The sequence below is a fragment of the Mesorhizobium sp. B2-1-8 genome (assembly GCF_006442545.2).
GTDB lineage: Bacteria > Pseudomonadota > Alphaproteobacteria > Rhizobiales > Rhizobiaceae > Mesorhizobium.
The window spans coordinates 3,662,307-3,688,116 of record NZ_CP083952.1 but is presented as its reverse complement, the minus strand read 5'-3'; the positions used below and the strand labels follow the sequence as shown (position 1 = coordinate 3,688,116).

Below are 25,810 nucleotides of genomic sequence, written 5' to 3'. Positions count from 1 at the left end.
GTTTGCTCGAATAAACGCAAGGTGTATATTGATGTCCTAGTCATTCATAAGGAATACCGACGTTCCATGATCACGCCCCAACAGATTCGCGGCGCCCGGGCCATGCTTGGCTTGACGCAAAAGCAATTGGCCGATGCATCCGGCGTTTCAGAGATGAGCGTCAAGAACATCGAGCGAGGCTCGACGCCCGATCCCAGGGTCAGCACTATGTTGGCGATGAAGAAATCTCTCGAATCCGCCGGCGTCGAGTTCATCCCGGAAAACGGCGGCGGCCCTGGTGTGAGGCTGAGGAAGGTGGAATCATGACGTCCCGCGAATTTGTCGTTTCCGTCCGTCGCCATCCTAGCGATTGGCAGACGGCGAAATATCCATTCCTTTCCGTAACCGGCCTCCATTGGGACTCGGTCAGCGGCGGCGTCGGTAAGAGCACATCGCACGCTGGACTTGCCGGCTACGTCCTGTGCACAGAAGCGATCGAGGGCGAAACCGCCCATTCATGTTCGCATGGCCCGGCGCCGCACCGGATAAAGGTCTTCCTGCCCAAATCGCTCAACGCTGAGAACTGGTCTGACATTTTGGCTTTTGCTCCCCCTAAGCCGCCGTCCGGGAGGGAGAGTGTGGAAGCTTTGGCTAGAGGCCTCGCTAGATCGGGTCCGAAGCGCTAAAGGACAAAGCCCGCCAGCGCGCGTTTCCCGCCGGCCTCTGAAATCGTCTAGCACTCCCTTCGGGGACCGGCTTGCGTTCAGATGGTCCTGAGGTTCTCGAAGAGGACCTCAGCATGCGCTGCAGGCAATACGAAGAGGCCGCCGCGGATCATACTGACCATCGCGGTGGCAATAGTTGTGCTGATGCGATCGAATTCTCTCGCGTCGTCGAGCTCGAACGTAGGATGTTGCACGACCCGCGACAGATCGAGGAAGCAGTCTTTGGTCACCAAAGGATGGCAACCAGCTTTCAGAGGCATTTGATCTTTGCCGTGCGGCCGCGGCTTTGAGTTGATCCAGACAAAGAACCCGTTCGCCGGGCAGACGCAAATGGCGAATTTGCTCTTGGGCGGTTTCGTCAGGACTGTCGGGACAATGTAGACGTGGCCGAGCTTACAGTATGCCATAGGCGGCGAACTCTTCCGCGCTCTCGACAATTTCGGAGCTAGCGCCGTCCAGCATATCGTCGACGGCTATCGGTGCGTTGAGATTCGCCTTTTTCCATCCAGTATGCTGATGCGTTTCGTCCGAGATAGAGCCGAAGGATCTGCCTTTGACATGCTCTATAGCCTTATCCAAGCATTCGATGTCCGACTTGCTGAAGAGACCCAGATTGGGCTCTCTGCCGGCCTTATACTTGGGATAGGTGCCTTGATTGTCGACCACGAAAGCGCCTTCGATTAAGGCCCTGTCGTCAGGCCCTACCGTGCCCTTCAGGGCGTCATAGGCGAAGGATGGCACAGGGCCATTATCCATAGCGATATAGCGGTCGCCGAATACCGGCCTGCCGTAATGGTGCAGGTGATCAAGCTCGGCGAAATAAAGCGCCTTCGAAGCATGGAAGCGACCTATGCCGGGCATACGGCTGGCCACATAGACGAGCGACTCGACCGCCTTCTGCTTGTCAATGTTGAAGTTCATGAGACGCGATATAGCGGAAATCGGTGAATTTTTCCATAGCGTGCATGACGGGGAGACGGTGGACCCAGCGCGCGATTCCCGTTTCCGCTCTCCTACACCGCCGAAGCGCCGTTCGGGTCCTGGCGCCTCGCTGTGGCCGCAAGGCAACGCTCTGTCGCCGCCGCCCGATATCGCGCCAGCGCCTCTTGCTTCACGCGTTCACGCTCGAGGCGATAGACCTCGGGCAAGGGCTGCCAGCCGGCGGGTTTTTTCTTCATCGTCCACTTTTCGGGCCGATATCCCCAATGGATGATGCCGACCAGATCGGAGCCCGAGAAATGGCAGCTGACATTCAGCTGTGCGAAGTGCAAGACCCTGGCATCCCACCACACCTTGTCGATGTGGGCTTCGCCGTCGCCGTCAAACTGCCACGGCGTCCAACCGCGGCCAGGCCGCTCGATAAGTTCATGATCGCGCATGGGACCGATTTTGCATAAGTCTCGGCTTATAGGCAAGATCGGCCCGCTATAGGCCCAAAGCTACCCAGGCCAAAACGCTGCTGTCCCGAAGATCACGGCAATCCCGAGTGCCGCCAATGCCATGATCACGACCATAACGGCCTCGAACAGGCCGCCGCCATTGCCTTTGTCCGACATTATGGATGATCCCCAACCACACACACCAATCGTCGTGCGCCCGCCGCGTGAGGGCACTTACATATGTTAATCCTCTACCCGAAAATCCTGCAGCGAAGCGTGCCGCAAGTCTTCCTCGCCGCGCAAGTGCTTCGCATCGGGGCATGGGCGTATTCGGGAACAATTTCCCGCCCGCGCGAGTTGCTTTCCTGGGAGGACGCGGACCAGATAAGGCGGCCCTTGTCATGCAACACATCGATAGCACCAAAAAGCTGGTTAACCGCTTGGATGAAACGGAGCGTCGCATCAGGGAAACTCAGCAAATCATCGAGCGGAACCGCCGGCTTATTGAGCGGTCCCGTGAAATTCTTTCCAGTGTAGCGCTGCAGCGCTTCCCGCGACCACGCTGAGGCGATAATCCACCAAAGGTGTATTTGCGCTGCGGCTAATATAAGCGCATGGTAAGCCGCCGGGAGGAATACCGGCATGACCCGGCTGCCGTGCATGATCCCCCAGATCCCCCTGGCAGCCGGGTCGCCTCAAAGGCACCACCTCACATTAGCGATCGCTTGACGAAGCCTCCGGCCGCCCCAGACTCATGGGCATGGCAAAGGGCATCAACATCGGCGATGAGGTCGCAATTACCGCAACCGTGCGCAGACGCGTCACTGAGGACCGCGTGAGCGTTTCAATCCCGTCCTATGGGCAGCCGCATTCGATTGTCGATCGAACAACGGAGGTTCGGAAGGGGCAGCACATCGAGCTGATTGGCAACGTCACCCACCTACTCGACAAAAACCGCGTTACGGTGAACTTGGGGATTCCCGTCACCGTAGATGCCGCTGTCGTCAGGCTGGTGAACGCGTACAAGCCGCCGACGAGAAAGAAGCCGCTGGTCGACAAGCCGACATGAGCAGAGCCGCGAAAAAAGCCCGCTACCTTTCGGGCAGCGGGCCAGTCAACAGTCGTGGGAACGCACTGTAATGGGAGTACAACAGTGCAACCGCCTAAGTTTTTCGACGCAACAATGTTCCATGTGCTCCCGCGACGGCTGACGGATCGCGCGCATAGTACGAAAGGCGTTCGTCGCGCCGGCCCTCGTCCTTTTCTGATCAGGTGATCCGGAACTCAGTTTCGAGGTTGATCTGCGTGGACGTCGAGCCCGAGGTCTGCCGCAGCTTGTAGTATCGGTAGGCCGTGGAATTCGACCACGTCACTTCCGTTATCAGCGCACCGCCAAGCGTGAAGCTGCTGCCCTGCCCTGTATAGGTGCTGTCGTCGTTGGAACCTTCAAACACCCAGGTTCCGTGTGACTGGGTGCCATCCTGAAGCCAGTGGAGCCCGGTCAGGATCTTCCCGGTTCCCAGGTCGAACTTGATCTCCTTGGTCGACTCGCCGCCCGAGAATTGAACACCGCCCGACGGGTCTGTGAGGTCACCATTGATCAGGTGATTGATGGCGCCGCCGGTGATCGACGCAGTCGTGGATATGGTGATGAGCGCAGTGCGATCGTCATACTCCCGGGTGTCTCGCGCTGCATCACCAGACGCCGCAATACGGAATTCTATTTCCTCCAACCACGGGATGTTCGACGTCGTCCCGGCGGTCTGGCGCAGCCGGTAGTATCGATAGGCTGTGCTGTTGGTGCCCGTGAAGTCGGTTAAGGGAAATGCACCCAGGGTGAATAAGCCACCGATCTGCGTGTAGGAGCTATCGTCGTTCGAGCCCTCGAACACATAGGTGCCTTGGCTGGTGCCCTGGTTCTGATACCACCGGAAGCCGTCGATGATCTTGGCGGTTCCGAAATCGAATTTAACGACTGTCGCCGTCTGTCCGTTGCCGAAGACGAGTGAGTCCGTGGTGTTGGTCCCCATTCCGCCATTGACAAGATTGCTTATCGATCCGGCGATTATTGAACCCGCCACCAGAGTTGCGGTGATTGAGGCGGTCCGATCGCCGCGCCCGCCGGTGTTGAAATATGAGGTTGGGGAGCCGCCACCGCCGCCAGAGATGGGCGGGCTGGGGACCGGAAAAGGAAACGTCATGCTGCCCTCCTTACGTTATGGCTGAGTGGATCGATCTTCATGCCGACCTTGTCGGGCCAGCGATGCAGCTGGGTGATCGTCACGCCGCTGGGGCTAACGACCGTCATATCGAGAACCCCGCCGATCAGATGCTGCCGATCGGTGTTGTCGTCAAACGGATCGACGGCGACCTTGATGCGACGGAAGTTCTCGAAGATCGCGACCGCGTGGCGGGCAAGCCAGGCCTGCATGGTCTCTCCCTTGCGCGGTGGCGCGATACCCATTGCTTGCAGGCTGATGGCCTCGCCGTTGGTGCCGAACCCCCAATGCATGGGTCCCGGATCGATCAAGGTCGACGGCGCACACCCGAATTCCACCGGCCTGTTCTGGAACATCCGGTGCACCGGGCCGGCACTCTCCGAAACTCCTGCGATCAGGATTTCGAGGTTCGGCGATTCAGGCATGCCGGGCAGCGCTGCATCGAGGTCGAGCAGCATCCGGTCGAAGCCAATGGCCTCGGCTGAGAGGATGATCCTCTGAGAGACGGTCTCCCCGAAGGCGACATTGCCGCGGAAAGCAACGGCCAGCGGCAGACGATCCGAGACAGCGACTTTTCGCTGTACCCCGAGCAGCACACCGTCACGATCGTAGAGTGCCCCATCGGTTAGCACGATGACGGCGCCGCCGTCGAATGACTTTGCGGAGAGAATGCCCGACATTTATGCGGCCTCCATGATTTCGGAAGTGATCTGCGATGCTGCGCAGGACAGGCCGGCCAGCGTGCATTCCTCCTCGAGCACATCGCGCACGGCAACCGGCTGGCGACCCGCCCGCTTGAGGAAGAAGAACGAAACACTCGACACACTCGACACACCAAAGGCGACGCCGAGATCGGGGCCGAGCGCGAGCCCGCTTTCGCTGTAATAGCCGTTGTTGACGTAGCCGACGGCATTCGGCTGGAACGAATCCAGCAATTGCAGATCGCTGATCCGATATATCCACCAGGTCGCCCCGCCTCCGGTGTTGGGCGTCCCGCTGTGCACCAGGATCTGGTCCGGCGCGCATTTCATCCTCCGGTTGAAGGAGCTGCTTGGCAAGACCGTGAGGCTGTGCCCTGTCGAAGAGCGCAGCAGCGTCGACAGGTCCGGCGTGTAGATGAAGACGTCGCCGTTCACGGTCACGATGATGACGCTGTCTGAATCGTCATCGTAGTAGCAGCCGGCGATCGCCGCGGTGAGGCCTGCCGGCGTGATCGATGTATCGACCAGGCCAGCGGCCTCAGTCTCGACACGGATGATCGCTGTGTGGGAACTGGCGACCATGTAGCCATATTGCGGGCCGACGCTGATGCCGTAGGAAACATCAGGCGTATATGCCGTGACCGCCGTCCAAACGATCTCATAGAGCGTGCCGCTCAGGCCGCAGGAAAGCAGCGTGAAGACCTTTGCGCCCGCCTGCAGATATTCGAGGACATAGGTGGTGCCGTTGATCGAGACGTCATCGGAAGGGCTGCCCGCATAGACGAGGTCCGAATAGGTCACCGGCCGCGCGAGTGCCTGCAGGAAGGCGCCGGTCGCGGCATCGAAAATCGAGAACCCGCTGCCATCCGACTTGATGATGTTGTTGCGACCGTCGATCAGAACGGACCTGTTAGACCCAGCCCACGCAAAGGTGCGATGCGTGCCCGACGGAATATCCCAGATACTGTTGACGGCCACGGCATACTTACCGCGGACGTCGACCGGGCATTGCGCACCAATCACCACCGCCGGCGACAGCGCCTTGCTGATATAGCTGTCGATCGCCGACTGGGTGATCTCGCCCTCGATGTTGGGAACGCGAATGCCGAACTCATCGAGTGGCAGGTTCTTGATGACGACGTAAACGATGCCAGGCCATGCCGGGACCATGCCGGCGCCGCGGTCGGCCTCGATATCAGGATCGGGCTTCTGAGTATCGGTGCCCAGATAGACCCGGATGATGGCACCCTTGGCGACGCCGATCGCCGTGCTGCCATGGTCGATGGCGTCTTGCAGTGCTTCGGCGGAAACATCGAAGATCAGCTTGTCGTCGGCCCAGATGCGGATGACACCGCTTGCCGGGCCATTCCAGGCGAAGGCGACGGCGAACGTCGCGGTGTAGGAATATTCGGTGACCTCGGGGCCGAGCGCCTTGCCCTGGCGGTACTTCTTGACGTGTTCGTCGACATGGTCGCCCTTGAGCCAGATCACGGCACCGGCGGTGCGGATCGCACCATGCCAGCGGGTGAGCTGTTCTCCATAGCGTGAGGTCTGTGCCTTGAGGCTTTCGGCGCGGGGGCCCGTGATCTTCTGCGGGAAGAAATAGGCGATGGCGAGGTTGATCCCGATGCCGACCGCGGTCGTCGCGATTGAGCCAAGCAGACCGCCGCCGACAGCGGCACCGACAAGCGGGGCTATGAAGGCCATCTACGCGGCCCTCCGCCCGATTGATTTGGCCAGGCTCGGGCGGCGCCGGAAGATCGCTTCGAGCTCGAGATCATCCTTTGCCTGGGATGCTCGTGTCGGATGCAACAGGGCAGCCCAGGAAGGGCGGCCGAAACGACGTTCGATTTCGGTCTGGTCGAGCGGCGTCCTGCCGCCTTCGCGTGCGGGCCAGAGCGCGTCACGCCAAGCCTCATCAGCGTCGCTTTGGTCGGTTGCCGCGATCTGCTCGACGACTTCCTCCACTTGCGGGAGAGGTTCCTCGAGGCGCTTGGCGCCAGCGAACAGCCGTTGATGCAACCGGCGCCGCTCTGCCACGGCATTGTTCAAAGCCCTGGCCTGAGCAAGCCTGACATCGGCGCTGCCCTTCGCTTGCGGCCGCAGACTGGCGATCGTGGTCTCTGCGTCCACGAAATCGGAGATGAGTTCGGTACGCGCGGAAGGGTCGAGACCATGTCGCACGAGGTCATCAGCCACTCGGAGCCAATGCTCGCGTGCTCGCTTTGACTTAAAGCGCGGTGGTACATGAGGAATTTTCACATTTTTCCCCTGCGAAATCGTACAATCTGTCCGTGCCCCCAGAGCGGTTGGCGCCCATTTCGTCGATTTCCGGACGTTCCGGCCCCCCGGAGGGTGAAGGATTGATCACGATGACACCACGCGTATGCTTTCGCGCCGGTCGGCATAGCTGGCGTTGCTCCGGCCGACTGATGCGGCAAGCAGCCTGAACACCTTGGCGGCCAGCTCATCGATCTGGTGCTCTTTGGCGCCGCCGATGGCCTGCAATGCCGCGGCATGCGCGATGCCGTGCAGTCGGCTGGCTTCGTCCTGGTCCATCATGATCGGCATGCCCTTCGAGGTATCCATCTCGGCCGCGTCGATCGCCTTGACCAGCAACCGACGAATCGAGCTCGGCGAGGTGCCTATTTCCGTTGCGATTTCCTCGATGGTTGGGGTCATCGTGCGTCCTTTCCGTCTCGGCCGCGCTTCACTGCCAACCGCCAGCCTGCGGTGCCGTCACCTGGCACCAGGCCGGTCGCCGTATCCAACTCGCAATGCCACACGCTCCCATCATGGCTCACCATCGCACCGCGCTGATATTGCTGCGCAGCTCGCCACACGCCCTTGTATTCTGGTGTTGGCCTTTTCTCGAGTTCGGCGATGCGCTCTTCTGCCTCTGCTAAGCGCTGGCTGAACCAGGCTTCGATTCCTGCGATCGTACCGATAGCGGTCATAAGCATTTCGGCGGTGATAACCTCGTCAGGGCTGCGGAAGATCTTGGCGCCTAAGCCAAGCGCCTGGTCGATGTGCCAATCCCGCATTGCGACATAAGCCGCTTCAATTTTGGCATGGTCGCCAACCTTGCGGGCACCATGCGGATAGTCTGGCTCTGGGAGATTGCTTGCGCTGGAAGCCGGTGCGTCCTCTTCGACGACGGTGGCGCTTAGATTTCCCGACGCATCGCGCTCGGTATGAATGCGTTTCACTTTTTTGGCCGGTTGCTGCGGGCGTTCTCTGTCCCATGAGCGCATGGCTTTGGCTGCCGGCCTGGAAGTATCGGCTTCTCCGAGTTCGGTCTTGAAGCGGCGCTCCCTCTGCTTGGCGAGCAATTGGTTTATGTCGCTGATCTCGCCTTTGAGGCGCTGCTGCAGGTCGACATTCTGGTCCAATGCGTGCTGGCGCTTGTCGGCATCGAACGCCGATTTCTTTTGGGTCAGCAGCTTTTCCAGCCGCGCGATCTCGGTGTCGATCTTGCCCAGATCGATGGCGAGATGATCGGTGGCAGGATGGGACGGGCGCTTAGCCATGGCTCAGTTGTGGCTCATGCTACGGGTGAGATAGCCGTTGGTCGTCTTCCGGCCGTCGCGGCTCGCCTTCACAGGCGGAACTGTCGAGACGCGGCGCCAGAACTTTTCCGAAAGATGACCGACAGGCTTCAGGCCGCGGGTGAGGTCAAATTTCGCTTCCCAGATTTGGCCGGCGTATCGGCAGCGCTCGTTTTCGCGGTAGCTCACCTGCGAATGCCAATCTTGGACTTTCATGCTCGGGATCCTTTGCCAATCATTTTGTCGATGGTGCTGCCGACGGCGGCTTGGAGAAACTGCTTGGCGGCTGGCGCGCCACTGACAAGGCCGGGCATCTCGACGCGATATTCTCGGGCTTCGGCACCGAGAGCTGAGGCGATGTCGAGCAATTCGAAAACCCGGCCGATGTGACAATTGATCAGCGCGCCAAGGCCTTCGATGTCGGCGGCTAGATAGGTGCGGACGTGCTCGTGATAAGTCGACCGCTTCTGGTTGAACTCGGCGCGTGCATCGCGGTCGAGAGCTTGGGCAGCGACGATCTGCGCTTCAAGGTCCTCGAGCGTGCGGCGGGTAATTTCTGTCGGCTGGATTGTCTTGGTGGGGTTCTCGACGGTGGCTTCGACCCTCATGGTCTCCCGGCGGTTAACCAGGTTGGCCAAATTGGCTGAAGCTTCGCGCGATGCCTTCTCTGCAGCGAGATATTCGGCACCCGGCTTTGGAAGCTTCAGTGCGCGCCGGAAACAGGCGGCATCGGGTTCGGCGGCTTTCAGGCGGGCAAGCATTCGTCGCTCCCAAAGGGTGAAATCCAAATCAGGCGGTGAGTCTAACCCAGGCCAGCTATCCGTAACCGGCGAGGCTGTTACGCTTAGGCGAACCTATCGGCGAAGCTTCTGCACATGGCTTCGAACGCCTCTCTGACCTTGGCCGGATCGTGTTCGTCCTGCATGCTGAGTTCGCCGACCTCGATCAACGCATCACGCATAGGGCGATCGATGACGACATCGGCCCGGATGCTCTCGACTCGGCCCACTTCTTCGCGATGAGAACCGACGCGGCACGCGGCCGAGCAGAACCGCGCATCACGCCGTTTGCCGCTGAGACTGGCACCGCAGCGCCTGCATTCGACAGCCGGCGCCATCATGGCAGCGCTCCGACGACGAGGGCCAGGAGGAAACCGACGGCGGCGATGGTCAGCGCGACTTGACCGGCATACGTCGTTTTGCTGCGCCGGCTATCTGTTTGATGACGTCGTAGGAACGAATGACGTCCGCGCGAGTTGATGCTGCTAAGATTTTCGCTCTCTAAGGAGCCGGCACCATGTTGTTTGAGCCGTTGAATTCGGACGGTCACCTCCGCAGCCTGGTTTACCATGGCGCCCGACTGCAGTTGTTGCATGATCGCGTGCTGAAAAAGTTCGACAAGGTGGCCGCCTCGGCGGACAAGGTGGAGGCCGCGGCAGAACTGTTCGCTAATGCTGCCCGGCCAGCCGAAAGCCATGTGACGCTGGGGATCTGAAGCCATCAGCCAGCGCTCGACCTCGCAGAAAAACCAGATTGACCATCTCAGAACATCAATGTGGTTTCGCGCGAATTTTCGGCCCCAGCGGTCTAGGCGCTTGATCAGGGTCGGAAGCGTCAGCCCCGCCCCGATCATGACGGGTCGTCCTCTCGGCCTTCCGGGAAGCGTCGCCAGTATTCGCGCTCGAGCGTAGCGGCCACCAGATCGCCCGACGGCGACCGCGTCGCGTCGTGCGCGGCCTGGTGCTCAGCCAGGAAGCGATCATCCGGCATCCGCTCGATTGCCTCGGATAGGCAGGCGAGCGCCTGGTCGATCCAGACGGCTGCGGCGCGGAAGGCCAGCGTCATGCCGCGCTGCCTCCCGGCCGCTGGCCCTGACCGGCGAGCGTCCAGAGTTCCCGCTGCACTGCGTCGTGGAAATCGCGCAGTTCGCTGTTGATGGCGTCGTGATCGATACCGGCGCGCTGCATCTGCCCGGCAATGGCAGCGATGGTCTGCTTCCAGTAATTTGTCGCCGCGGCACCATGCTTGGTCGACAAGACCTCAGCGACCCGGCGGACCTTGCCGGAACGCTTTGCCAACGGGAAGGCGACAACTTTGCAGGGTGGGGTCCAATCCAGGAGGCTGAGTTGCTTCACGCTGCCCTCCCCTTGGCTCGCGCGTATGCACTACCTTCACAACCTTCGGAGCCCTTTGAATGAAGGTGTTCTTCTAAGGTAGTTCCCTTAAGGTGTTTGGGTGGTAAGTTTGCCACCTCAAAAGAGGGTGGATTTGCCACCTCAAATCCCCCTCGATTTGCCACCTCAACCGGCTTTTGAGGTTGTAGATTTGCCACCTCAACCTTCTCGTTTTCGAACTCCTCCATGCGCAAATGCATGGCGTCCAGAACCATGTTCGCGCGATCGCCCAGGAAGCTGTATTCGTTCGACGCTCGCTTGTGCGGACGGCTCTTCTGCAGCCACGCCAGCCGCGGGCGACCGTCCCTGTGAGCAACCGCGCAGAGCCGCTTGGTCGTGGCCATGATGGCATCGCGGGAACGAAACAGCTGCGCGGCCAGCCTGTCGACTGATGGCCACGCTACACGAGACACGCTGTTGACGTGTTGCATCACCCGGAAGGCGACACGAAACTCGGCATCGGTCATATCTTCATCGACTGACATGGCGTCGAGCATGTCGAGCTTCCACGAGGTGAACGCGCGTTGGTCGGTGTCTTTGCTCATGCGGCGCGCGCCCGGCGCAGCGTGGTTTCACGGATGACGACAACGGCTTGGTGCGACGTCAAGCCGAAGCGTTGCCGCAGAGCCGGCACGATCGGCCGCTCACAGGTGCCATAGTTTGCGCAATACCATTCGACGGCATGGTCGACCGCCGCTGAGTGCTCGTGTTCTGCCGGCGTGAGGTCGATCATGCGGCCGCCCTCCCGTCCGGCAAGGCGTCACGCCATGCAGCCGCATCCTTTGCCAGGATGATGGTGCGGCGCCCGACCTTCCGACATTTCAGCCGGCCGGCCGCAATTTCCTCATAGACCAGCGACCGACCAATGCCATGGTCAGCGCCGAATTCCGGTATTGTATAGGCGGCCTTTTCGGGCCCTACCGTTGCATGTCCTACCTCGCTCATCCTTCACTCCTTTCGAAATCGAGGCATAAAAAAAAGACCGCGCCGAACACCCTGCGTTTGACAGGGAATCCGGCACGGTCTTCGGATTGGTTACGACTTCAAACTGTTGCTTGTTTCCCAACCCAAGGAAACGCGCAGCCTCCGGTCCGTGCAACCTTTGGCCCAGCTCTCAGTCGTTATCTAGCGATAGTCAGGTTCGTCGGCCTGTGTGAGCCCCTCTTGGGCTCGCCCCTTCCGTGTCGAGTCGATGCGGTACCCGACGGCGCGACTTGCTGCGATCTCTTAGGGGAATCTAATTCGCTTCGGCTTGGTCCGCAAGTGTCCGTCAACGGCAGTCAACGGTTTCACAGGGTTAAAATGAGTTTTCCCCCAAACTTGCTTTCATCTCTGGCCGCCCATCTGAACAATGTTGCTGCCTTCCTGCGGAACTAGTGGCACGACGGCCGCAGCGGCGAGATCCTCAAGTCCGTCGACAATCCACCGGCCATAATGCCTTTCTATCATCGGAACAGAGGTGTCATGGAGAGCAGCAACAAGCCTGATCGGCAGGTTCGCCCGGATGCCTCGCACGATCGAACTATGCCTCAGGCCGTAGGGGATCACCGCCGGCATTCCTGCGCGCTGCCGGACATCGTTCCAAGGCCGCTGTAATTCGCTCGGCGACTGCCATCCAGCACGGCCAGCGCGTTCCCAGCCAATCGTGCCGGCAACCTGTTTGCTGCGCCACCGCTCTAGCAGCGTCTCACCATCCATACGGCCCGCCGTGGCCGGCAAGAGCGCGTCCAGCACGTCCTTGCCGACTGGATAGGGCACGCTGGCAATCTTGCCTCCCCTACCCTTGCGCGAGCTTGGGATTATCAGGCGCCCTTGGGCTCGCTGCACGTCGCCAACCTTCATGCGGGCAATCTGCGAAAACCTCGCTCCGGTCGCCGCAAGCACCACGACGAAACGATATAGGTCACCATCCCAATCTTGTTCGGCATCGATCTCACGGGCGGCGCTGATCACCGTCCCCACTTGGGCGGCGGTTAAAATCTGATTGTCGCGCGCAAGCGGTACAGCATCGTCACTGTCCGACTTTTCAGCCTTAAGGCCATGCTTGATGATCGCCGGCAGTGTCGGATCCAGCCGCTCCCGATGCGTGGAATATGCCCCGTTGAGCGCCGCCTTCAGATCATTGATCAGCCGCTGTTCGGTCGATCCTTTCAATTCTTGTGGCAAGCCGCCCCGCCACGTCAGAAGGTCGCTTTCCTTCAGCATGTGCAAGGTCACGGTGGCCAGCGCCTCCTCGGGAACAGCCTCCTGATTGCCGCGCTTGTCCTGCCCTAACACATACCGCCGCAACCGCTGCCCGGCATCGGAACGCACTGTGCGGCCTTTCCTGCGGCTGTCTCTGGCGTCACGTTCGGCAACGTAGGTTTCCACGGCAAGGCGAACGGTGAGCACCGGCCCGGCGCCGGCGGCCTTCGCATCCTGCCTGGCCTTGGCGACGATCTGGCGAGCATTAGTTTCCGCCTGGGCGAAAGTCAGCAGGCCGTCAGTCGACTTGTCGTTGACGTCGTTCGCAGGGCCGACGGGCGATTGCAGGTAATTGGCGCCTTCTCCCCAATTACGCCAGCGGGCAAACCAAACCCCTCCCCGCTTGCCGCGCCGATACCAGATTGCGGCGTCTGCATCGAGCCGGCGTGCGTACTCCCCGGCCGGCAGCTTGGAACGCGCGCTTGCCGTAGTGATTGGAGCTTCCTTGAGGGTCTTTGCCATCGTGCTTTCCCGCCTTCCGCTTGGAACACGTCGAATATACGTCGAATAAACGTTCGTGTACACCAGCGGACGTTAGAGAACGAAAGCCTTGCGCTACATGGATTTACACGGACAACAGCGGACGCGAGAACGTCGAAAAGCCAGCCCTTTCACGGCGGTAACAGGGGTTCGATTCCCCTTGGGCGTACCAGATCTTTCAAGCACTTAGCCGATCTGCATTTCCCGTCCAACGTTTGGCCAATATCTCACAGCGAATCCGGGCAGTGTCTCCGTGCGATACCGACCAGGAGCTGCCGCCAGCACGATCGCTAACAGACGGCTGGTGGCCGCGAGCAATGTCGTGGCCGCCGCTTTCGGAGTTTTTGTTGGTCTGACCTTGGTGGACTTCCCAGACTTCCATGGACACTGATGATGTATCAGAAGGGCGAGCTTCTTGGAAATCAACTTGCCCCCTTTGAGGAGCGCCTTACGAAGTGAACACTATCAAGGGCTGGTGGTCGACTGAGCGCCTTTAAGGTTTTTTCAATATAGCTAAATTAGCATTTGCGAATGCGCTTCTCCGTTCTGCTGTTATGCTGGGCAGGATTCTTCGGTTGGGACTTTGCTACCAACGAAGGAGAGTTCACGATTGGTCTTGGTACGCGAGTTGCCCACCTGATCCACATGATTTCGCGACTTCTGTGAAGACGTGTGCCTGGCCGGCGCCAGGATGACTGGCATGCGGTCGTGGATCGGCGCCACGTCTCCTTCATCACCAGCCCTTTCCGCCTCTGCGCGAAAAGCGGTGGACCGTAACCAACCGTGATCTTCATGCATACGCACTAATGTAGTCTTTGTTTCAGCCGGCTCCCCACCCGAGTCGGCTAGGCCCGGCGGTTCATCCCAACACTACCCCAACGAGGAACTGTCGGGCCGCTAAGGGCAAGTGTCCAGCCTTCCGCTTCTCAGGCGTCAGCGCGTGGTTCGTGAACCGCAGGTTTCGTCATCGCGGCTGGCTGCACGGCATTCGTGACAGAAGACTCCCTTGATCAATCCCCAATGCATGCAGGAATGATCCGGCCCGAGCCTCCGACCATGACCCAAGTTGGGTCCGTTTGTTGGCCCCGGAATTGCAAGTCCTTATATTTATCGGACGGAAGGACAAGAGATGAGGATTAGGGTGGTCCCGCTAAGCGGGAAGGCGATTCACGGACAATCTTTCATCGACCTTTGGGTTCTGGCGATTTCAAATCCGGAACAAACGGAGGCGTTACCCACCTAATCGACGGAAACCGCGTGACGGTGAACCTGGGCATTCCCGTCACCGTAGATGCCGACACCGTCAAACTGATGACGCCCTACAAGCCGCCGACGCGGAAGATACCCCTGGTCGACAAGGCCACATGAAGCGCCCCACACGCGCTATCTTGCGCTAACGGTTAGATGACTGCCGGCGTCTAATTTAGACGACGCTTGCACTCCTCCCTTGATCACGCGATGCTCAGTTTGGGCAATAAAGGGGCGGGGTTTTGCGTAGATACCGACACGTCGTGTCATCGCGCACCGCATGGAGCGCATGATCACAGACTTATTTCTCGCTGGCGTCGCCGGTTTCTCAATCCTCATTCCGCTTTACTTCATCCTCAAATGACAACCCGCCTGGCTCTCTCGGTCATGTCGGGATCGTGGATCGGCGCGACGCAGGCTGATACAACGCTGAGAGACAGGGGGTCGAGGGGCGGCACCGCGTCGGCAATATTGCGGGATGCGGCGCCCACTGCAGCCGATGCATATGCCTTTCACCAGCCGCTCGGCTCCTCGATCTTGTCGAGCAGACGGGCCGGTGGTTAAATGGAATGCGAAGGGAGCGCTAATATGGCATTTGACCTTTCGGCGAATACACGCGCTCCTGCGGCAACGCCCCCGAAATATCTCTTTGGTCCGCTCGCGGACTTTCTGATGCTTGGCGGCAGCGCGTTCCTGATCTTGCCGGCGCTGTACTTCGTGCCACTGAGGTACGAAGGGCTGGTGGCGGCGGCGATGCTTTTCCTGGCTTATCTGATCAACTATCCGCACTTCGCCCACTCATACCAGCTCTTCTACCGCAATTTCGGGCGGAAGTTGCGCGGCGACGGATACGACAGGACCCTCCAGATCCGCTACATCTTCGCCGGCATCGTCGTTCCCCTGCTCATGGGCGCATTTTTTGCCTACAGCTCGATAACGGCGGACGCCCGGCTGCTGGGAAACGCAACCAATGCGATGTTCTTTTTCGTGGGCTGGCACTACGTCAAGCAAGGCTACGGCATATTGATGGTGGATGCCGTCCTGAAGCGCAGGTTCTTCTCCGATCCGGACAAAAAAATCCTGCTGATCAACAGCTATGCCGTCTGGCTGTTCGCATGGCTTCAGACGAACACGGCTGTCAGCCAGGGAAAATACCTGGGGCTGGAATATTATACGTTTGCCACCCCTGCATGGCTCAATACGATTGCGCTGTCGGCCGCGGCCGCTTCCACGGCAGCCGCTGCCGTGATGCTGATCAATCGTTGGAGCAGGAGTGGCGGCAGCCTGCCGTATAACGGCATCATCGCCTACATCGCGTCGCTATACCTTTGGATTCTGATCGTAAGAACAAATCCACTCTGGCTGCTCGTGGTGCCGGCGCTCCATTCCTTGCAATATCTGGCGGTGGTCTGGCGTTACCAGAGCAATGTCGAGCGTGACGGGCGTGGTGCCGAAGAAGTGTCGCCATCCAGAATCCTGTCCATCCTTGGTCCGGCCTACAGGGTGCGGCTTCTGGAGTTCATCAGTGCTGGCCTCCTCCTTGGCGGTCTGGGTTTCTGGCTTCTCCCGACCGCGCTGACGGCCCTTGTACCCTATGACCGGGACGTCCTGGGATCGTCGCTGTTCTTCTTCATCGTGCTGATTTTCATCAACGTGCACCACTACTTCCTGGACAATGTGATGTGGCGCCGCGGCAATCCCGAGGTGTCGAAATATCTGTTCCGTTAGAGCTTTTTGCGCTCAAGCGGAATCGCCTGGCGTAATGCGGAAATGGACCGGGGAAGGGATCCAGTCCCGCCCGATCCACCGGTCCATCAGCTTTGGAATTTTGGAGGCCTCGCCTCGGAATCGAACCGAGGCTTCCGAGATTTGCAGTCTCTAGCGTAGCCGCTCCGCCACGAGGCCATACGTGCTTTGGTAACGGGCGAAAGTTTAAAGATTCTTGATGTCTTGGGTAAAAATTTCGACAACAACCGTTGCGGAAAAGAGCCGGCCCAGGACCCCTTTGCCAGATTTGAATTGAATGCCCTCGACGAGGGGAACTCATGCAGCCTGACCACGGACCTCGAGGCCAGCAGATTCTCGGCCTGGCAGACTACGTGGCTAACTGCCGACCAGTGGCACGGTAACGGTGGTCGCGTAGTTGATCGGGTAGGCGTTGAAATATGGGAAATCTATCACGAACGCATAGGCAGCGGTCAGGTGCGCCATGCGAAAGCCGCCGCTCGCCGGGTCGGTGGCGATCGTGACGTTCACATTCCTCAGACCCAGCGCAAGCAGTTTCTGCGTCGCGATCGCCTGGATGTCGGCCTGGGTCAGCGTGTTGTTAAGCTGCAGGGACCGTGCGGACGCCTCCAGCGTGTAACGAACGCTGGAAGCCGAATTCATAGACCAGCCGAAGGCGAAGATTCCGAATAGCAGCATGATAAGGAACGGTGCGATCAGCGCGAATTCGAGCGCGGCTCCGCCCGATCGATCGGCCCTGAAGCCTCCCGCATTACCGAACACGGATCAGCTCCTGCTGGCCGATCGTGCTGGGGGCGGAAAAGACGCCGAAGGTGAAGGGCGGAGTCCACGTCGCCGATGCGTCGATCTGGACAAAGACCGACGGTGCCTTCGGCCCGCTGCACAAGGTCGAAGCGACGACCACGGTCGTCCCGCATTTGTAGATCCGGCTCAGCGTAACCTGACCGTCGTCCGGCATCCTCTCCCAGTTCGCCAGTGCCGCGGCCCGCGTCGCGCTGTCGTCGGCGGAGCCCGCCAAGACCATGTTCGCTGCCGTCTTCACGCCGGCGCGCATCGACAGCGAACTCGTGACGTATGACCAGCCGTCGGCGATGCCGAGCAGTACCAGACACAGGATCGGCAGGACCATCGCGAACTCAACCGCGGCACCGCCCGCGTCCTCGCGAATGGCTGAGGTCAATCGGTGGGCCCCGCGCTTCATTCGACAATCGCCACTGACGCCGCCGCGGGGATGTCCTTCATTCCCAGACTCGAGCAGTCCTGGTTGATCGTGGAATTGCCAGACCACTGGATAGTGTCGGCCACAATCTGCGTGCAGCCATTCTTGCCTGAGAAGTTGCCGAGGTAGTTGACCTGCTGCTTGGGGAAATAGATGGCGCCGGTCAGCAAGGATGTTGCCGTACCGTTGAAGGTGCTCTGCGCCGCCGCGCCTGTCCTGTCGCCGTAGAACAGCATGCCGGAATAGGTGCCCGACTGCGGCGCGCTGAGCGTCACGTTGGCGTTTCCGTTCATGCTGACGGTGCTGCTGCCGGCCATGAAGATGGTTACGCCGTCGCCCTGGATGACCGCGCCCGCGTTGATTTTCAAATTGCCCTGCACGACATAGACGCCGGGCGAAAGCGTGACATTGCCGGAGAGGTCCATGCCACTGCAATAAGTCCCGGGCTGGATTGTTTGCGTTGTCTTATTGCCTTTGAGATTCTGGCATGGGTTGCTGGCGGCGGGCGCTGGCACGCTGGCGAACGGATCGGATACGGGCAAGGCCTGGGTGATCGGAGAGTTGCAGACCGTCGTCACCGGATTGTTCAGCACGACGCCGCCCGCCGATATCAGGCAATCGACCTGGAGGGCCGCCGAGCCCTGAAGCCGGATGGCGTCCGGGGCGATCGAATTGGACGTCACCACGCAACCAGTGACCTTCACGCTGGTATTGCCGGAAAACAATACAGCCTGCGAGGCGGTCGGATCGAGCGCGGTCATGCAGGCCTTCGAGGCGTTGGTGATGAGCGCCACCGCCCTCGCCCGCTCCGGCACCTTGCCCTGCGTGAAGACGGAGGTGAACATCCGGTCGAGGTTCTGGTCGAGGATCACCTCGACCGCCTTTTTGGCAGCATTCGGCCCTGATGTCGGCGGCGTGTTGACGACGATGGTGCCGTTCCCGAGGCCGTTGTCGGTCGCCGACTGGGTCGCGGCCGCCGTGATCGATGCCGTGTCGGACCCCGCGAGCTTTTCCAGCGCACCGGCATAGGCGGCCGCGTCGGCCGTGGCCTGCAGTTTTAGGCTGCTGTAATACCAGTAGGAGGTCTCGACGCCGAAACCCGCCGCACCGACGACGATCGGCAAGGCTAGGGCGAAGATCGTGGCGACATTCGCGTTCCTACCCCGGCGGATGCCGTCCGCCAGGTGCCGAATCCGGGTGAAGCAGTTGAAGCCCATAGCATAAATTAGTAAGCACGCATGTATGAAGGAACGGCTAAAAAGTTCGGTCGATTTTTGGTGAGGATGTACAATCGCCTCGACAAGGCCGACAGGCAGGCATCATCGCGGCCGATTGGACCGCGGCAACCAAAGGCCCCGTAGGAGCGCATAGCCGGCTGACAATAATTTTTTCAGGCGGACAGGCTTGGCCTAGCCGGCTGACAATAATTTTTTCAGGCGGACAGGCTTGGCGTCGCCTCGACCGTCGGGGCAGCCAAAAGCTCGCGCTGCACGGCTAGGAAGAACCTGCGAACTTCGTCACTGGCTGCCGTTCTGTCCCTGCCGGATCCGACCACGAAATCGAGCAGCTCCGCCGCTTTTGCCTTCCAGAACGAGGTGGCGGTCTCACCATGCAGATTGCCGAGCTTGGCGGCAACTTCCCTGACCAGGAACAGCTGACGATCGATCGGGAACGCACGGACTTTTTCTGGGGACATCTTCCGAACCATGAGACTGACGCAACGAATCAACCATTGCAGAACAAGCAATGGCTAACCGCGAAGGTGGAAACGGAAGCTTAACGGCGCCGGCTGATGCATCACCGCATGAGAATTGTCAGGCGCACTCGAAGCTGAACTGGTTCACCCCATTCGAAGCGGCCTTCAGGCCTGCAGTGCTCTCGCCTCGCCGCCGCGCTTGCGCGGCGCCATCATGTCGCCGGCCATCAGTCCGGTGACGCGGCAGAACGCCATGAACGCCCGGCAGGCGTCTTCGGTCTTGACCACATCCACCGTCGCGCCAAAACAGGCATTGAAGGCTCTCTGATACACCGGTCCCTGCCGGCGTGCCGGACAATCCTGCAGAAAATCGAGCGCCTGTTCGACGCTGTAGATTTCCTCGACGGGCAAGCCTGGGCCTGGTGCGATGCGTACCGGCACCTCGAATTGCAATCTGTCCATCCGACATCTCCCGACCGGCATCGCCCAGCAACGCCGCTCGTCGTCAAAAGTTGCTTTGTCCGCTTTGTGCCGCGGAAATGTGTCGTCACTGCGGAAAGCTGCCTCCTTTGCCGCAGCTGGCAAAGGCAAGGCCTGCCGTCATCGGCCATTCGGCGCACCCGGTTGCATTGGATTGATCCGAAAAACGACGCGCCGCACCACCAATGCGCGGCCCTCGACCGCCGCACGGGTCGCGACGCGAAATAGTTTGGAATGGGGATGAACGTGCGGTCCAGGATCGCCTCGGCGAGCGAAAATCCGGGCGGCTCGGGCCACATCAGGCAGTTCGTCCTTGAACCTTTCGCCCCCAAGTGCCAAATCTGATGGCATCTTCGCGGCTGCACTCCTGCGGCGCGTCACCTTCTATACGGACAAAATGGTCACCTATCTCGACGCCGCCACGGCACCGCTCAGAAACACCGGCCAGATCCGTCTCTATGGCGAGGAAGGCTTTGCCGGCATGCGCAAGGCATGCGACCTCACCGCACGCTGCCTGGACGAGCTGGTGCCGATGGTCGGTCCCGGCGTCACCACCGACACCATCGACCGCTTCGTCTTCGAATTCGGCATGGACCACGGCGCACTGCCGGCCACGCTCAACTATCGCGGTTACACGAAATCGTCCTGCACCTCGATCAACCATGTCGTCTGTCACGGCATTCCCGACAACAAGCCGTTGAAGGATGGCGATATCGTCAACATCGACGTGACCTACATCCTCGATGGCTGGCACGGCGATTCCTCGCGCATGTATCCGGTCGGCACGATCAAGCGGGCTGCCGAACGCCTGCTCGAGGTCACCCACGAATGCCTGATGCGCGGCATCGCCGCCGTCAGGCCAGGAGCGCGTACCGGTGCCATCGGCGCTGCCATCCAGACTTACGCCGAAGCCGAGCGCTGCTCGGTGGTGCGCGATTTCTGCGGCCACGGCGTCGGCCAGCTCTTCCACGACGCACCCAACATCCTGCACTACGGCAATGCCAATGAAGGCGTGGAAATGCGCCCCGGCATGATCTTCACCATCGAGCCGATGATCAACCTCGGCCGGCCGCATGTGAAGGTCCTGTCGGATGGCTGGACGGCAGTGACACGTGACCGCTCGCTGTCGGCGCAATATGAGCACACGATCGGCGTGACCGACGCCGGCTGCGAGATTTTCACACTGTCGCCCAAAAAGCTCGACCGTCCCGGCTTGCCGGCTTAGCAGGCCGCAGCGAGGTCTTGGCCTCTATTGCCTGAGTCCGCTCGGTCAATAGCGGCCTATTTCCAGCGTTTGCGTGGCCGCCAGTCTTCGTCCTCGTCCTGGTCTCGGAACCACCGCATTATTTCCCGGCAACTGCGCGGACGGCCATCGCTGACCCTGCCATCGGTGCAGGGATCATAGCGTTCGCGCGGGTAATAGTCGTGACGCTCCCGATAACGCTCCCGCCGATCCAGCATGCGCAGGAGCTCCCGGCAGTTATGCGGCCTCCCGTCGCTGTAACGGCCGTCCGTGCAGGGATCATCATATTGGATCAAATGGATCGGCAGGTTCCGACCAGGACGGCTACCGGCGGATACGGCATCGATCACCGGGGCAGCCATTGCGGGACTGAAGCTCAAAAGCAGCCCGGCTGGCAGCAGGATACGAATGAGCCTGGGCATCTTGGTTGTCTCCGAATGTGGCGTCATCGACGACGACACCGGGAACTTGCGCCACTCCCATTGCCGCAACATTGCGCGATAGGCGGAGCCGCTCATTCCTTGCCGCCGAAAAGACCTCGACCGCCCCTGCCCGCCGTCCTAGTATTTCGCGGGGATCAGCGATCATTGCCAGCTGCGGGCTGGATATGGGCGGCACATGGCGACACAAGGCGACGACGACGAGCGGAGTTTTTTCTCCGAGGTGCCGGTTCGGCCGGCGGCGAGAGCCAAGGCGGCAATCGATGAAAAGCCGACAGTCGTTGAAAAGCCGCATTATCTCGGCCATCGCGATCGTCTGCGCGAGCGCTTTGCCTCGGCCGGTCCGGATGCCTTGCCCGACTATGAGCTTCTGGAGCTCCTGCTCTTCCGCCTGATCCCGCGCGCCGACACCAAGCCGGTCGCCAAGGCGCTGCTGGTCCGCTTCGGCACCTTCGCCGAAGTGCTTGGCGCGCCCGTCGGCCTGTTGCAGGAGGTCAAGGGCATCGGACCGACCGTAGCGCTCGAGCTGAAGGTCGTCGCGGCGACCGCACAGCGCATGGCGCGCGGCGAGGTCCATGGCCGCGAAGTGCTGGCCTCATGGCAACAGCTTCTCGACTATTGCCGCTCGGCCATGGCGTTCGAGGCGCGCGAGCAGTTACGCATCCTGTTCCTCGACAAGAAGAACGCGCTGATATCAGACGAGGTGCAGCAGACAGGCACGGTCGACCACACGCCCGTCTATCCCCGAGAAGTGGTCAAGCGCGCGCTCGAACTGTCGGCCACCGCGATCATCCTGGTCCACAATCATCCCACTTGCCCCTTTTCAATCACGCACGATCACGCTTTAGCACATTGATACATATCACTTTTCCGACTTGTCGTAGAGTCGGACATTGTGGCATATTGGGGTCGGTTTTAGGGGGATCGAAGCCCGTTTTGAGCCCAACCACAGACCCCTACTACCCGTCAGCCGATCCCACTCGAAAGCCTACGGGAGACCCCAGTGCCAAGCCTTACCGATGGAGAGATTCGCCGCACTTTGAAGCGGGTCGACGAGACCGGAAAGCAGCAGAACCTTGTCGATGGCGAGGGCCACGGAACAGGCCGCCTCGTTCTGGTGATAAAGCCAATGCCTACCCGTGTGACTGCGGACTGGATGGCCCAACAGTGGCGAGACCAAAAGCGTCTCAAGAAAAAGCTCGGCTCGTATCCGTCAATGGGCCTCAGCCAGGCCCGCGAGACTTTCAGACGCGACTTCGCCGACATGATCCAGAAGGGACGCAGCATCAAGATTGCGGGCGACACGCGACCCGGCACGGTCGCCGATCTGTTCGAGGCTTACGTGGCGTCGCTCAAGGCGGATGGAAAACCGTCCTGGAAGGAGGCCGAAAAGGGGTTGAACAAGATCGCCGATTCGCTCGGTCGCAACCGCCCTGCCCGCGATATCGAGCCTGATGAGATTAGGGACATCATTCGCCCTATTTATCAGCGAGGCAAACGGTCCATGGCCGATCACGTTCGGAGCTATGTTCGCTCAGCCTACAGTTGGGGGCTGAAGTCCGAACATGACTACCGCTCAACCTCGGTCCGTCGCTTTCGTCTCGTCTACAATCCAGCTGCAGGTATTCCGACCGAACCGAAAAACGTTGGAACGCGTTGGTTGGACGAAGAGGAATTTATCCGTCTTTATCGTTGGCTCGAATCTCCCGATGCGCCGGTTCACCCCCCTTACACGCGTGCCGTAAGAATTCTTATGCTGACGGGCCAGCGCGTCGAGGAGATCGCTCGGCTACACGTCGATCAATGGGATGCGGCCGAACGCATCATCGATTGGTCCAAAACAAAGAATGGAAAGCCTCACGCCATCCCCGTGCCTAAGATTGCGGCGGAGCTTATCGGGTCGATCAAGCCGAATGAATTTGGCTGGTTTTTTCCATCCGCAACCGACCCGTCCAAGCCAGTCAGCCATGGCACGCTCTACTCATTCATGTGGCGCCAACGCGATCGCGAGGTCATCCCCGTCGTGACGAACCGCGATCTCCGGCGAACCTGGAAGACGCTTGCCGGCAAGGCAGGTCTCTCGAAAGAGATCCGAGACCGATTGCAGAACCACACCCTGCAGGACGTCAGTTCCAAGAGCTACGATCGCTGGAATTATATGCCGGAAAAACGTGCCGCCATGGCGCGATGGGACAAGTTTGTCCGCGATATGCTCGTGAAGAAGAAGCGTAAAACCGCATTCAAGGAAGCTGCCTGACGATTTATATTCCTCGCCGGCATCACATCTGTGATCGCTGGCAGAGGTTGGGAGCTCCTCCTGGGGAACAGACTCCGAAGGCAGAGGTCACAGGTTCGAATCCTGTCGGGTGCGCCAATTTTATATCGTAAAAACAGTCGGTTAGCAAGACCTTGTTTCTCTGCGAAGGGGCCAAGAAACACGTGGCGGAAGCACCACGGAAGCAGTCGGCAGGATGTTCGGGTTAGCGATAGCCCGGACGCTATCCGGGCAGCCGCCGGATTCCCTTCAAACAAACCAGCGATTTCGGCAATAGCTACGCGTATGGCTGTGACGATGCTTTTGCACAGCGGCCAGTTTCAACATGCCCACATTAGGGAACTTGGCACCGTGCCAAGCCTTGGACAGCCTCGCGAGATTTATAAAGCGGATTGGTTAGGCCGAGCATCCTCGTCCGCAAGCGCCCTGACGAGCTTGCAAGCATCCTGCCAATAACGCGCTGCATCAGTCCTTGTCGAGGCGCGGTCCGGCCGATAAGGAGGCAATTCGCCCGCAACGGCTTTGAGGTCACGTAGCACCGAAGCAATATGCGGCCACGGGAAGTCAGTCGGGTCACCGATATCTCGATCTGCGCCGACGATCATCTCCAACTTGGCTATGACACCGGCGAGCGACGAAGCCGCCACCTCGGGGATATTATCTTGAAGCTTTAGAGTTTCGGTCATCGCTAAGACCTCAGCCTCCCGCGCAATCGCATACGTCCTTGGATCAGTGAGAATGTGCTTTGCTCGGCCTTTCGTTCGCTGCAGGGAATCTCCAGTCAATCCCTGAATACCGGGATTGACCATTATTCGGCTCTCCAGCCGCTGCTGCGCGCGGCATAGCGCCAGGGAGACGTACCGAGCCATCTGCCAACTGTTCATCAGCTGGAGCGCGTCGTCGTGTAGCACTGCATGTTGCGGCTGCTTGTCATGGCAGGTTGCGACCAGAACATTCGGCTTTGTCGTCGACACGGTATGGCCTCCTTCAATAGGCGAATTTAACCCACGGTGAATACATATTATAGTTGATAAACTTAAAGTGTGTAAACCTCGATTGTCGACGCATGGACATGCGTCAGCTTGTTGGAAAAAACTTCGCTCGTATTCGGCGAGAGAAAGGCCTGACGCAGGAGGAGGTCGAAGCGCGCTCCGGATTCAGTCAGCAGTATCTAAGTAGCCTTGAGCGCGGTCGGCGAAATCCCACCGTGATTACTCTCTACGAACTTGCCCAAGCGTTAGGAGTAAGTCACTTGGAATTGGTCAAGCCAGACGGCTCCTAGTCCTTGCATAGTTGCGAGCCGTTCGCGAGCGCGCGTTGAACGGCCTGTAGCGAGCGAGCGGCAGCTTCGCGCATCTCAGACATTCGAGGTCGTTCCAGGTGCGCCCAGAAGCTGCCGTTTACACGCTGGGGTCGAATGACTGCCGTCGTCCCTGTTCTGTTGAAAACTGGCCCTTGCCGGCGGAGAGGGCTTCGCGGTCGACGCAAGCCTCATCCGTGCCGATGTTCACCGCCAGCGCTGGGTGTCCATCTGGCCGCCGCTGCCCATTGGCTCATCGTTGGACTCGTGCCTGCGCTTGTGCCGTCCTATGCGCAGCTTCCTCGCCTAGCTTCGTGAGGGCGGCAATCGGCCGGATCATCACAATGAGGTCGGTGATCCGCCCAGCTTGATCGAAGCGGATCAGATCGATGCCGGTGAACGAGGCATCGCCGACCCTGCCACGGAATTCCAGACCATAGCCATCAGCGCCGGCAAAGCTCCGGGATGTATTCGAAATCCGCGAAGATGCCGAAGACGAGCTGCAACGTACCGATAAGCGCGTCCTTGCCGTGCAGCGGTTCGGCCTGCGCCGGATTGTGGTAAGTGACGTCGTCCGTCAAAAGATCTGGCAGCCTTTCCCAGTCGCGCTGGAGTATGATGCGATGCCATTCATTGAGAGCGGCTTCTTCTGCCGAGCGTGCATTGGTCACCGGTCTCTCCTGGATTGCTGAAATCTGAAGGGGTAAATGGGATG

At 60.0% G+C, this 25,810-nt stretch carries 35 protein-coding genes and 1 tRNA gene; 8 read left to right on the top strand and 28 right to left on the bottom strand.

Going from position 1 to position 25,810, the window contains the following annotated elements:
- The first annotated feature begins 21 nt into the window (after positions 1-21).
- Positions 22-306: a helix-turn-helix transcriptional regulator gene (locus FJ970_RS18060; RefSeq protein WP_227791831.1), complete on the top strand. Its 285-nt coding sequence runs from the start codon at positions 22-24 to the stop codon at positions 304-306.
- A gap of 436 nt (positions 307-742) precedes the next feature.
- Here the strand turns inward: FJ970_RS18060 and FJ970_RS18055 are convergent, their stop codons facing one another.
- The 3 genes from FJ970_RS18055 to FJ970_RS18045 all read right to left on the bottom strand — a co-directional run bounded on the left by FJ970_RS18055 (position 743) and on the right by FJ970_RS18045 (position 2,083).
- Positions 743-1,111: a hypothetical protein gene (locus FJ970_RS18055; protein ID WP_140760512.1), complete on the bottom strand. Its 369-nt coding sequence runs from the start codon at positions 1,109-1,111 to the stop codon at positions 743-745.
- On the bottom strand, positions 1,098-1,625 hold the full coding sequence (locus tag FJ970_RS18050; protein WP_140760509.1) for a Panacea domain-containing protein: 528 nt from the start codon (positions 1,623-1,625) through the stop codon (positions 1,098-1,100). Before FJ970_RS18050 ends, FJ970_RS18055 begins: the two co-directional genes overlap by 14 nt.
- A gap of 92 nt (positions 1,626-1,717) precedes the next feature.
- Entirely contained in the window at positions 1,718-2,083 is a 366-nt protein-coding gene (locus FJ970_RS18045; protein ID WP_140760506.1) for a hypothetical protein, read from the bottom strand.
- Positions 2,084-2,484: 401 nt separating this feature from the next.
- Here FJ970_RS18045 and FJ970_RS18040 point away from each other — a divergent pair, with 401 nt between their 5' ends.
- Together FJ970_RS18040 and FJ970_RS18035 are read left to right on the top strand one after the other, a co-directional pair.
- Complete coding sequence (locus tag FJ970_RS18040) at positions 2,485-2,649, top strand: hypothetical protein (RefSeq protein WP_181178688.1); 165 nt, start codon at positions 2,485-2,487, stop codon at positions 2,647-2,649.
- Between the two features lie 194 nt (positions 2,650-2,843).
- Complete coding sequence (locus FJ970_RS18035; RefSeq protein ID WP_140760503.1) at positions 2,844-3,152, top strand: hypothetical protein; 309 nt, start codon at positions 2,844-2,846, stop codon at positions 3,150-3,152.
- Positions 3,153-3,351: 199 nt separating this feature from the next.
- On the opposite strand, the gene FJ970_RS18030 is transcribed toward FJ970_RS18035, so the two are convergent.
- From FJ970_RS18030 to FJ970_RS17955, 16 genes are all read right to left on the bottom strand, one after another.
- On the bottom strand, positions 3,352-4,284 hold the full coding sequence (locus FJ970_RS18030) for a hypothetical protein (protein ID WP_140760500.1): 933 nt from the start codon (positions 4,282-4,284) through the stop codon (positions 3,352-3,354).
- The gene (locus tag FJ970_RS18025) at positions 4,281-4,982 is read right to left on the bottom strand and encodes a hypothetical protein (RefSeq protein ID WP_140760497.1); all 702 of its coding nucleotides are present in this window, start codon (positions 4,980-4,982) and stop codon (positions 4,281-4,283) included. The genes FJ970_RS18030 and FJ970_RS18025 overlap by 4 nt, the downstream gene beginning before the upstream one ends.
- Positions 4,983-6,710 (bottom strand): hypothetical protein, encoded by a 1,728-nt coding sequence (locus FJ970_RS18020; protein ID WP_140760494.1) that lies wholly within the window; start codon positions 6,708-6,710, stop codon positions 4,983-4,985.
- Positions 6,711-7,265, bottom strand: coding sequence for a hypothetical protein (locus FJ970_RS18015; RefSeq protein WP_140760492.1), 555 nt, complete (start codon positions 7,263-7,265; stop codon positions 6,711-6,713).
- A 105-nt stretch (positions 7,266-7,370) separates the two neighbouring features.
- Positions 7,371-7,685 carry a hypothetical protein gene (locus FJ970_RS18010; protein ID WP_140760490.1) on the bottom strand — a complete coding sequence of 105 codons (315 nt, stop codon included), beginning with the start codon at positions 7,683-7,685 and terminating at the stop codon, positions 7,371-7,373.
- Entirely contained in the window at positions 7,682-8,533 is an 852-nt protein-coding gene (locus tag FJ970_RS18005) for a hypothetical protein (protein ID WP_227791830.1), read from the bottom strand. The genes FJ970_RS18010 and FJ970_RS18005 overlap by 4 nt, the downstream gene beginning before the upstream one ends.
- Positions 8,534-8,536: 3 nt before the next feature.
- On the bottom strand, positions 8,537-8,767 hold the full coding sequence (locus tag FJ970_RS18000) for a hypothetical protein (protein ID WP_140760488.1): 231 nt from the start codon (positions 8,765-8,767) through the stop codon (positions 8,537-8,539).
- On the bottom strand, positions 8,764-9,312 hold the full coding sequence (locus tag FJ970_RS17995) for a hypothetical protein (RefSeq protein ID WP_140760486.1): 549 nt from the start codon (positions 9,310-9,312) through the stop codon (positions 8,764-8,766). Before FJ970_RS17995 ends, FJ970_RS18000 begins: the two co-directional genes overlap by 4 nt.
- Before the next feature lie 83 nt (positions 9,313-9,395).
- Positions 9,396-9,671, bottom strand: a complete 276-nt coding sequence (locus tag FJ970_RS17990; RefSeq protein WP_140760483.1) for a hypothetical protein — start codon at positions 9,669-9,671, stop codon at positions 9,396-9,398.
- Positions 9,668-10,183 (bottom strand): hypothetical protein, encoded by a 516-nt coding sequence (locus FJ970_RS17985; RefSeq protein ID WP_140760481.1) that lies wholly within the window; start codon positions 10,181-10,183, stop codon positions 9,668-9,670. The genes FJ970_RS17990 and FJ970_RS17985 overlap by 4 nt, the downstream gene beginning before the upstream one ends.
- Positions 10,180-10,395 carry a hypothetical protein gene (locus tag FJ970_RS17980; RefSeq protein WP_140760480.1) on the bottom strand — a complete coding sequence of 72 codons (216 nt, stop codon included), beginning with the start codon at positions 10,393-10,395 and terminating at the stop codon, positions 10,180-10,182. Before FJ970_RS17980 ends, FJ970_RS17985 begins: the two co-directional genes overlap by 4 nt.
- Positions 10,392-10,685, bottom strand: a complete 294-nt coding sequence (locus FJ970_RS17975) for a DUF6074 family protein (RefSeq protein WP_181178687.1) — start codon at positions 10,683-10,685, stop codon at positions 10,392-10,394. Before FJ970_RS17975 ends, FJ970_RS17980 begins: the two co-directional genes overlap by 4 nt.
- Positions 10,682-11,269 carry a hypothetical protein gene (locus FJ970_RS17970; RefSeq protein ID WP_140760478.1) on the bottom strand — a complete coding sequence of 196 codons (588 nt, stop codon included), beginning with the start codon at positions 11,267-11,269 and terminating at the stop codon, positions 10,682-10,684. Before FJ970_RS17970 ends, FJ970_RS17975 begins: the two co-directional genes overlap by 4 nt.
- Entirely contained in the window at positions 11,266-11,457 is a 192-nt protein-coding gene (locus FJ970_RS17965; protein WP_140760476.1) for a hypothetical protein, read from the bottom strand. The genes FJ970_RS17970 and FJ970_RS17965 overlap by 4 nt, the downstream gene beginning before the upstream one ends.
- On the bottom strand, positions 11,454-11,669 hold the full coding sequence (locus FJ970_RS17960; RefSeq protein WP_227791829.1) for a DNA-binding protein: 216 nt from the start codon (positions 11,667-11,669) through the stop codon (positions 11,454-11,456). The genes FJ970_RS17965 and FJ970_RS17960 overlap by 4 nt, the downstream gene beginning before the upstream one ends.
- A 381-nt stretch (positions 11,670-12,050) precedes the next feature.
- Positions 12,051-13,430, bottom strand: a complete 1,380-nt coding sequence (locus FJ970_RS17955; RefSeq protein ID WP_140760474.1) for a tyrosine-type recombinase/integrase — start codon at positions 13,428-13,430, stop codon at positions 12,051-12,053.
- 1,854 nt (positions 13,431-15,284) lie between these two features.
- Between FJ970_RS17955 and FJ970_RS17950 the strand changes: the two genes are divergently transcribed.
- Positions 15,285-16,424, top strand: coding sequence for a hypothetical protein (locus tag FJ970_RS17950; protein ID WP_140760472.1), 1,140 nt, complete (start codon positions 15,285-15,287; stop codon positions 16,422-16,424).
- 101 nt (positions 16,425-16,525) lie between these two features.
- On the opposite strand, the gene FJ970_RS17945 is transcribed toward FJ970_RS17950, so the two are convergent.
- The 6 genes from FJ970_RS17945 to FJ970_RS17920 form a co-directional block, all read right to left on the bottom strand.
- A tRNA-Cys gene (locus FJ970_RS17945) sits at positions 16,526-16,601 on the bottom strand.
- Between the two features lie 198 nt (positions 16,602-16,799).
- A complete protein-coding gene (locus FJ970_RS17940) occupies positions 16,800-17,204 on the bottom strand; it encodes a TadE/TadG family type IV pilus assembly protein (RefSeq protein ID WP_140760469.1) in 405 nt (134 codons plus the stop codon).
- A complete protein-coding gene (locus tag FJ970_RS17935; protein ID WP_140760467.1) occupies positions 17,194-17,643 on the bottom strand; it encodes a TadE/TadG family type IV pilus assembly protein in 450 nt (149 codons plus the stop codon). The genes FJ970_RS17940 and FJ970_RS17935 overlap by 11 nt, the downstream gene beginning before the upstream one ends.
- Positions 17,640-18,878: a pilus assembly protein TadG-related protein gene (locus tag FJ970_RS17930; protein WP_181178686.1), complete on the bottom strand. Its 1,239-nt coding sequence runs from the start codon at positions 18,876-18,878 to the stop codon at positions 17,640-17,642. Before FJ970_RS17930 ends, FJ970_RS17935 begins: the two co-directional genes overlap by 4 nt.
- 215 nt (positions 18,879-19,093) lie before the next feature.
- Entirely contained in the window at positions 19,094-19,357 is a 264-nt protein-coding gene (locus tag FJ970_RS17925) for a DUF6074 family protein (protein WP_140760465.1), read from the bottom strand.
- Positions 19,358-19,522: 165 nt separating this feature from the next.
- Complete coding sequence (locus tag FJ970_RS17920; RefSeq protein ID WP_140760463.1) at positions 19,523-19,819, bottom strand: DUF982 domain-containing protein; 297 nt, start codon at positions 19,817-19,819, stop codon at positions 19,523-19,525.
- Positions 19,820-20,234: 415 nt separating this feature from the next.
- On the opposite strand from FJ970_RS17920, the gene map reads away from it, so the two are divergent.
- The gene (gene map, locus FJ970_RS17915) at positions 20,235-21,062 is read left to right on the top strand and encodes a type I methionyl aminopeptidase (protein ID WP_140760627.1); all 828 of its coding nucleotides are present in this window, start codon (positions 20,235-20,237) and stop codon (positions 21,060-21,062) included.
- A gap of 56 nt (positions 21,063-21,118) precedes the next feature.
- Here the strand turns inward: map and FJ970_RS17910 are convergent, their stop codons facing one another.
- The gene (locus FJ970_RS17910; protein WP_140760461.1) at positions 21,119-21,598 is read right to left on the bottom strand and encodes a hypothetical protein; all 480 of its coding nucleotides are present in this window, start codon (positions 21,596-21,598) and stop codon (positions 21,119-21,121) included.
- Positions 21,599-21,698: 100 nt separating this feature from the next.
- Between FJ970_RS17910 and FJ970_RS17905 the strand changes: the two genes are divergently transcribed.
- A complete protein-coding gene (locus FJ970_RS17905) occupies positions 21,699-22,376 on the top strand; it encodes a JAB domain-containing protein (RefSeq protein WP_140760459.1) in 678 nt (225 codons plus the stop codon).
- 147 nt (positions 22,377-22,523) lie between these two features.
- On the top strand, positions 22,524-23,777 hold the full coding sequence (locus FJ970_RS17900) for a tyrosine-type recombinase/integrase (protein ID WP_140760455.1): 1,254 nt from the start codon (positions 22,524-22,526) through the stop codon (positions 23,775-23,777).
- A 398-nt stretch (positions 23,778-24,175) separates the two neighbouring features.
- Here the strand turns inward: FJ970_RS17900 and FJ970_RS17895 are convergent, their stop codons facing one another.
- The gene (locus FJ970_RS17895; RefSeq protein WP_227791828.1) at positions 24,176-24,769 is read right to left on the bottom strand and encodes a hypothetical protein; all 594 of its coding nucleotides are present in this window, start codon (positions 24,767-24,769) and stop codon (positions 24,176-24,178) included.
- Positions 24,770-24,861: 92 nt separating this feature from the next.
- Here FJ970_RS17895 and FJ970_RS17890 point away from each other — a divergent pair, with 92 nt between their 5' ends.
- Positions 24,862-25,077 (top strand): helix-turn-helix domain-containing protein, encoded by a 216-nt coding sequence (locus FJ970_RS17890; protein ID WP_082525684.1) that lies wholly within the window; start codon positions 24,862-24,864, stop codon positions 25,075-25,077.
- A 461-nt stretch (positions 25,078-25,538) separates the two neighbouring features.
- Here FJ970_RS17890 and FJ970_RS17885 read toward each other — a convergent pair whose 3' ends face one another.
- Positions 25,539-25,766 (bottom strand): nuclear transport factor 2 family protein, encoded by a 228-nt coding sequence (locus FJ970_RS17885; RefSeq protein ID WP_181178685.1) that lies wholly within the window; start codon positions 25,764-25,766, stop codon positions 25,539-25,541.
- Positions 25,767-25,810 lie beyond the last annotated feature (44 nt).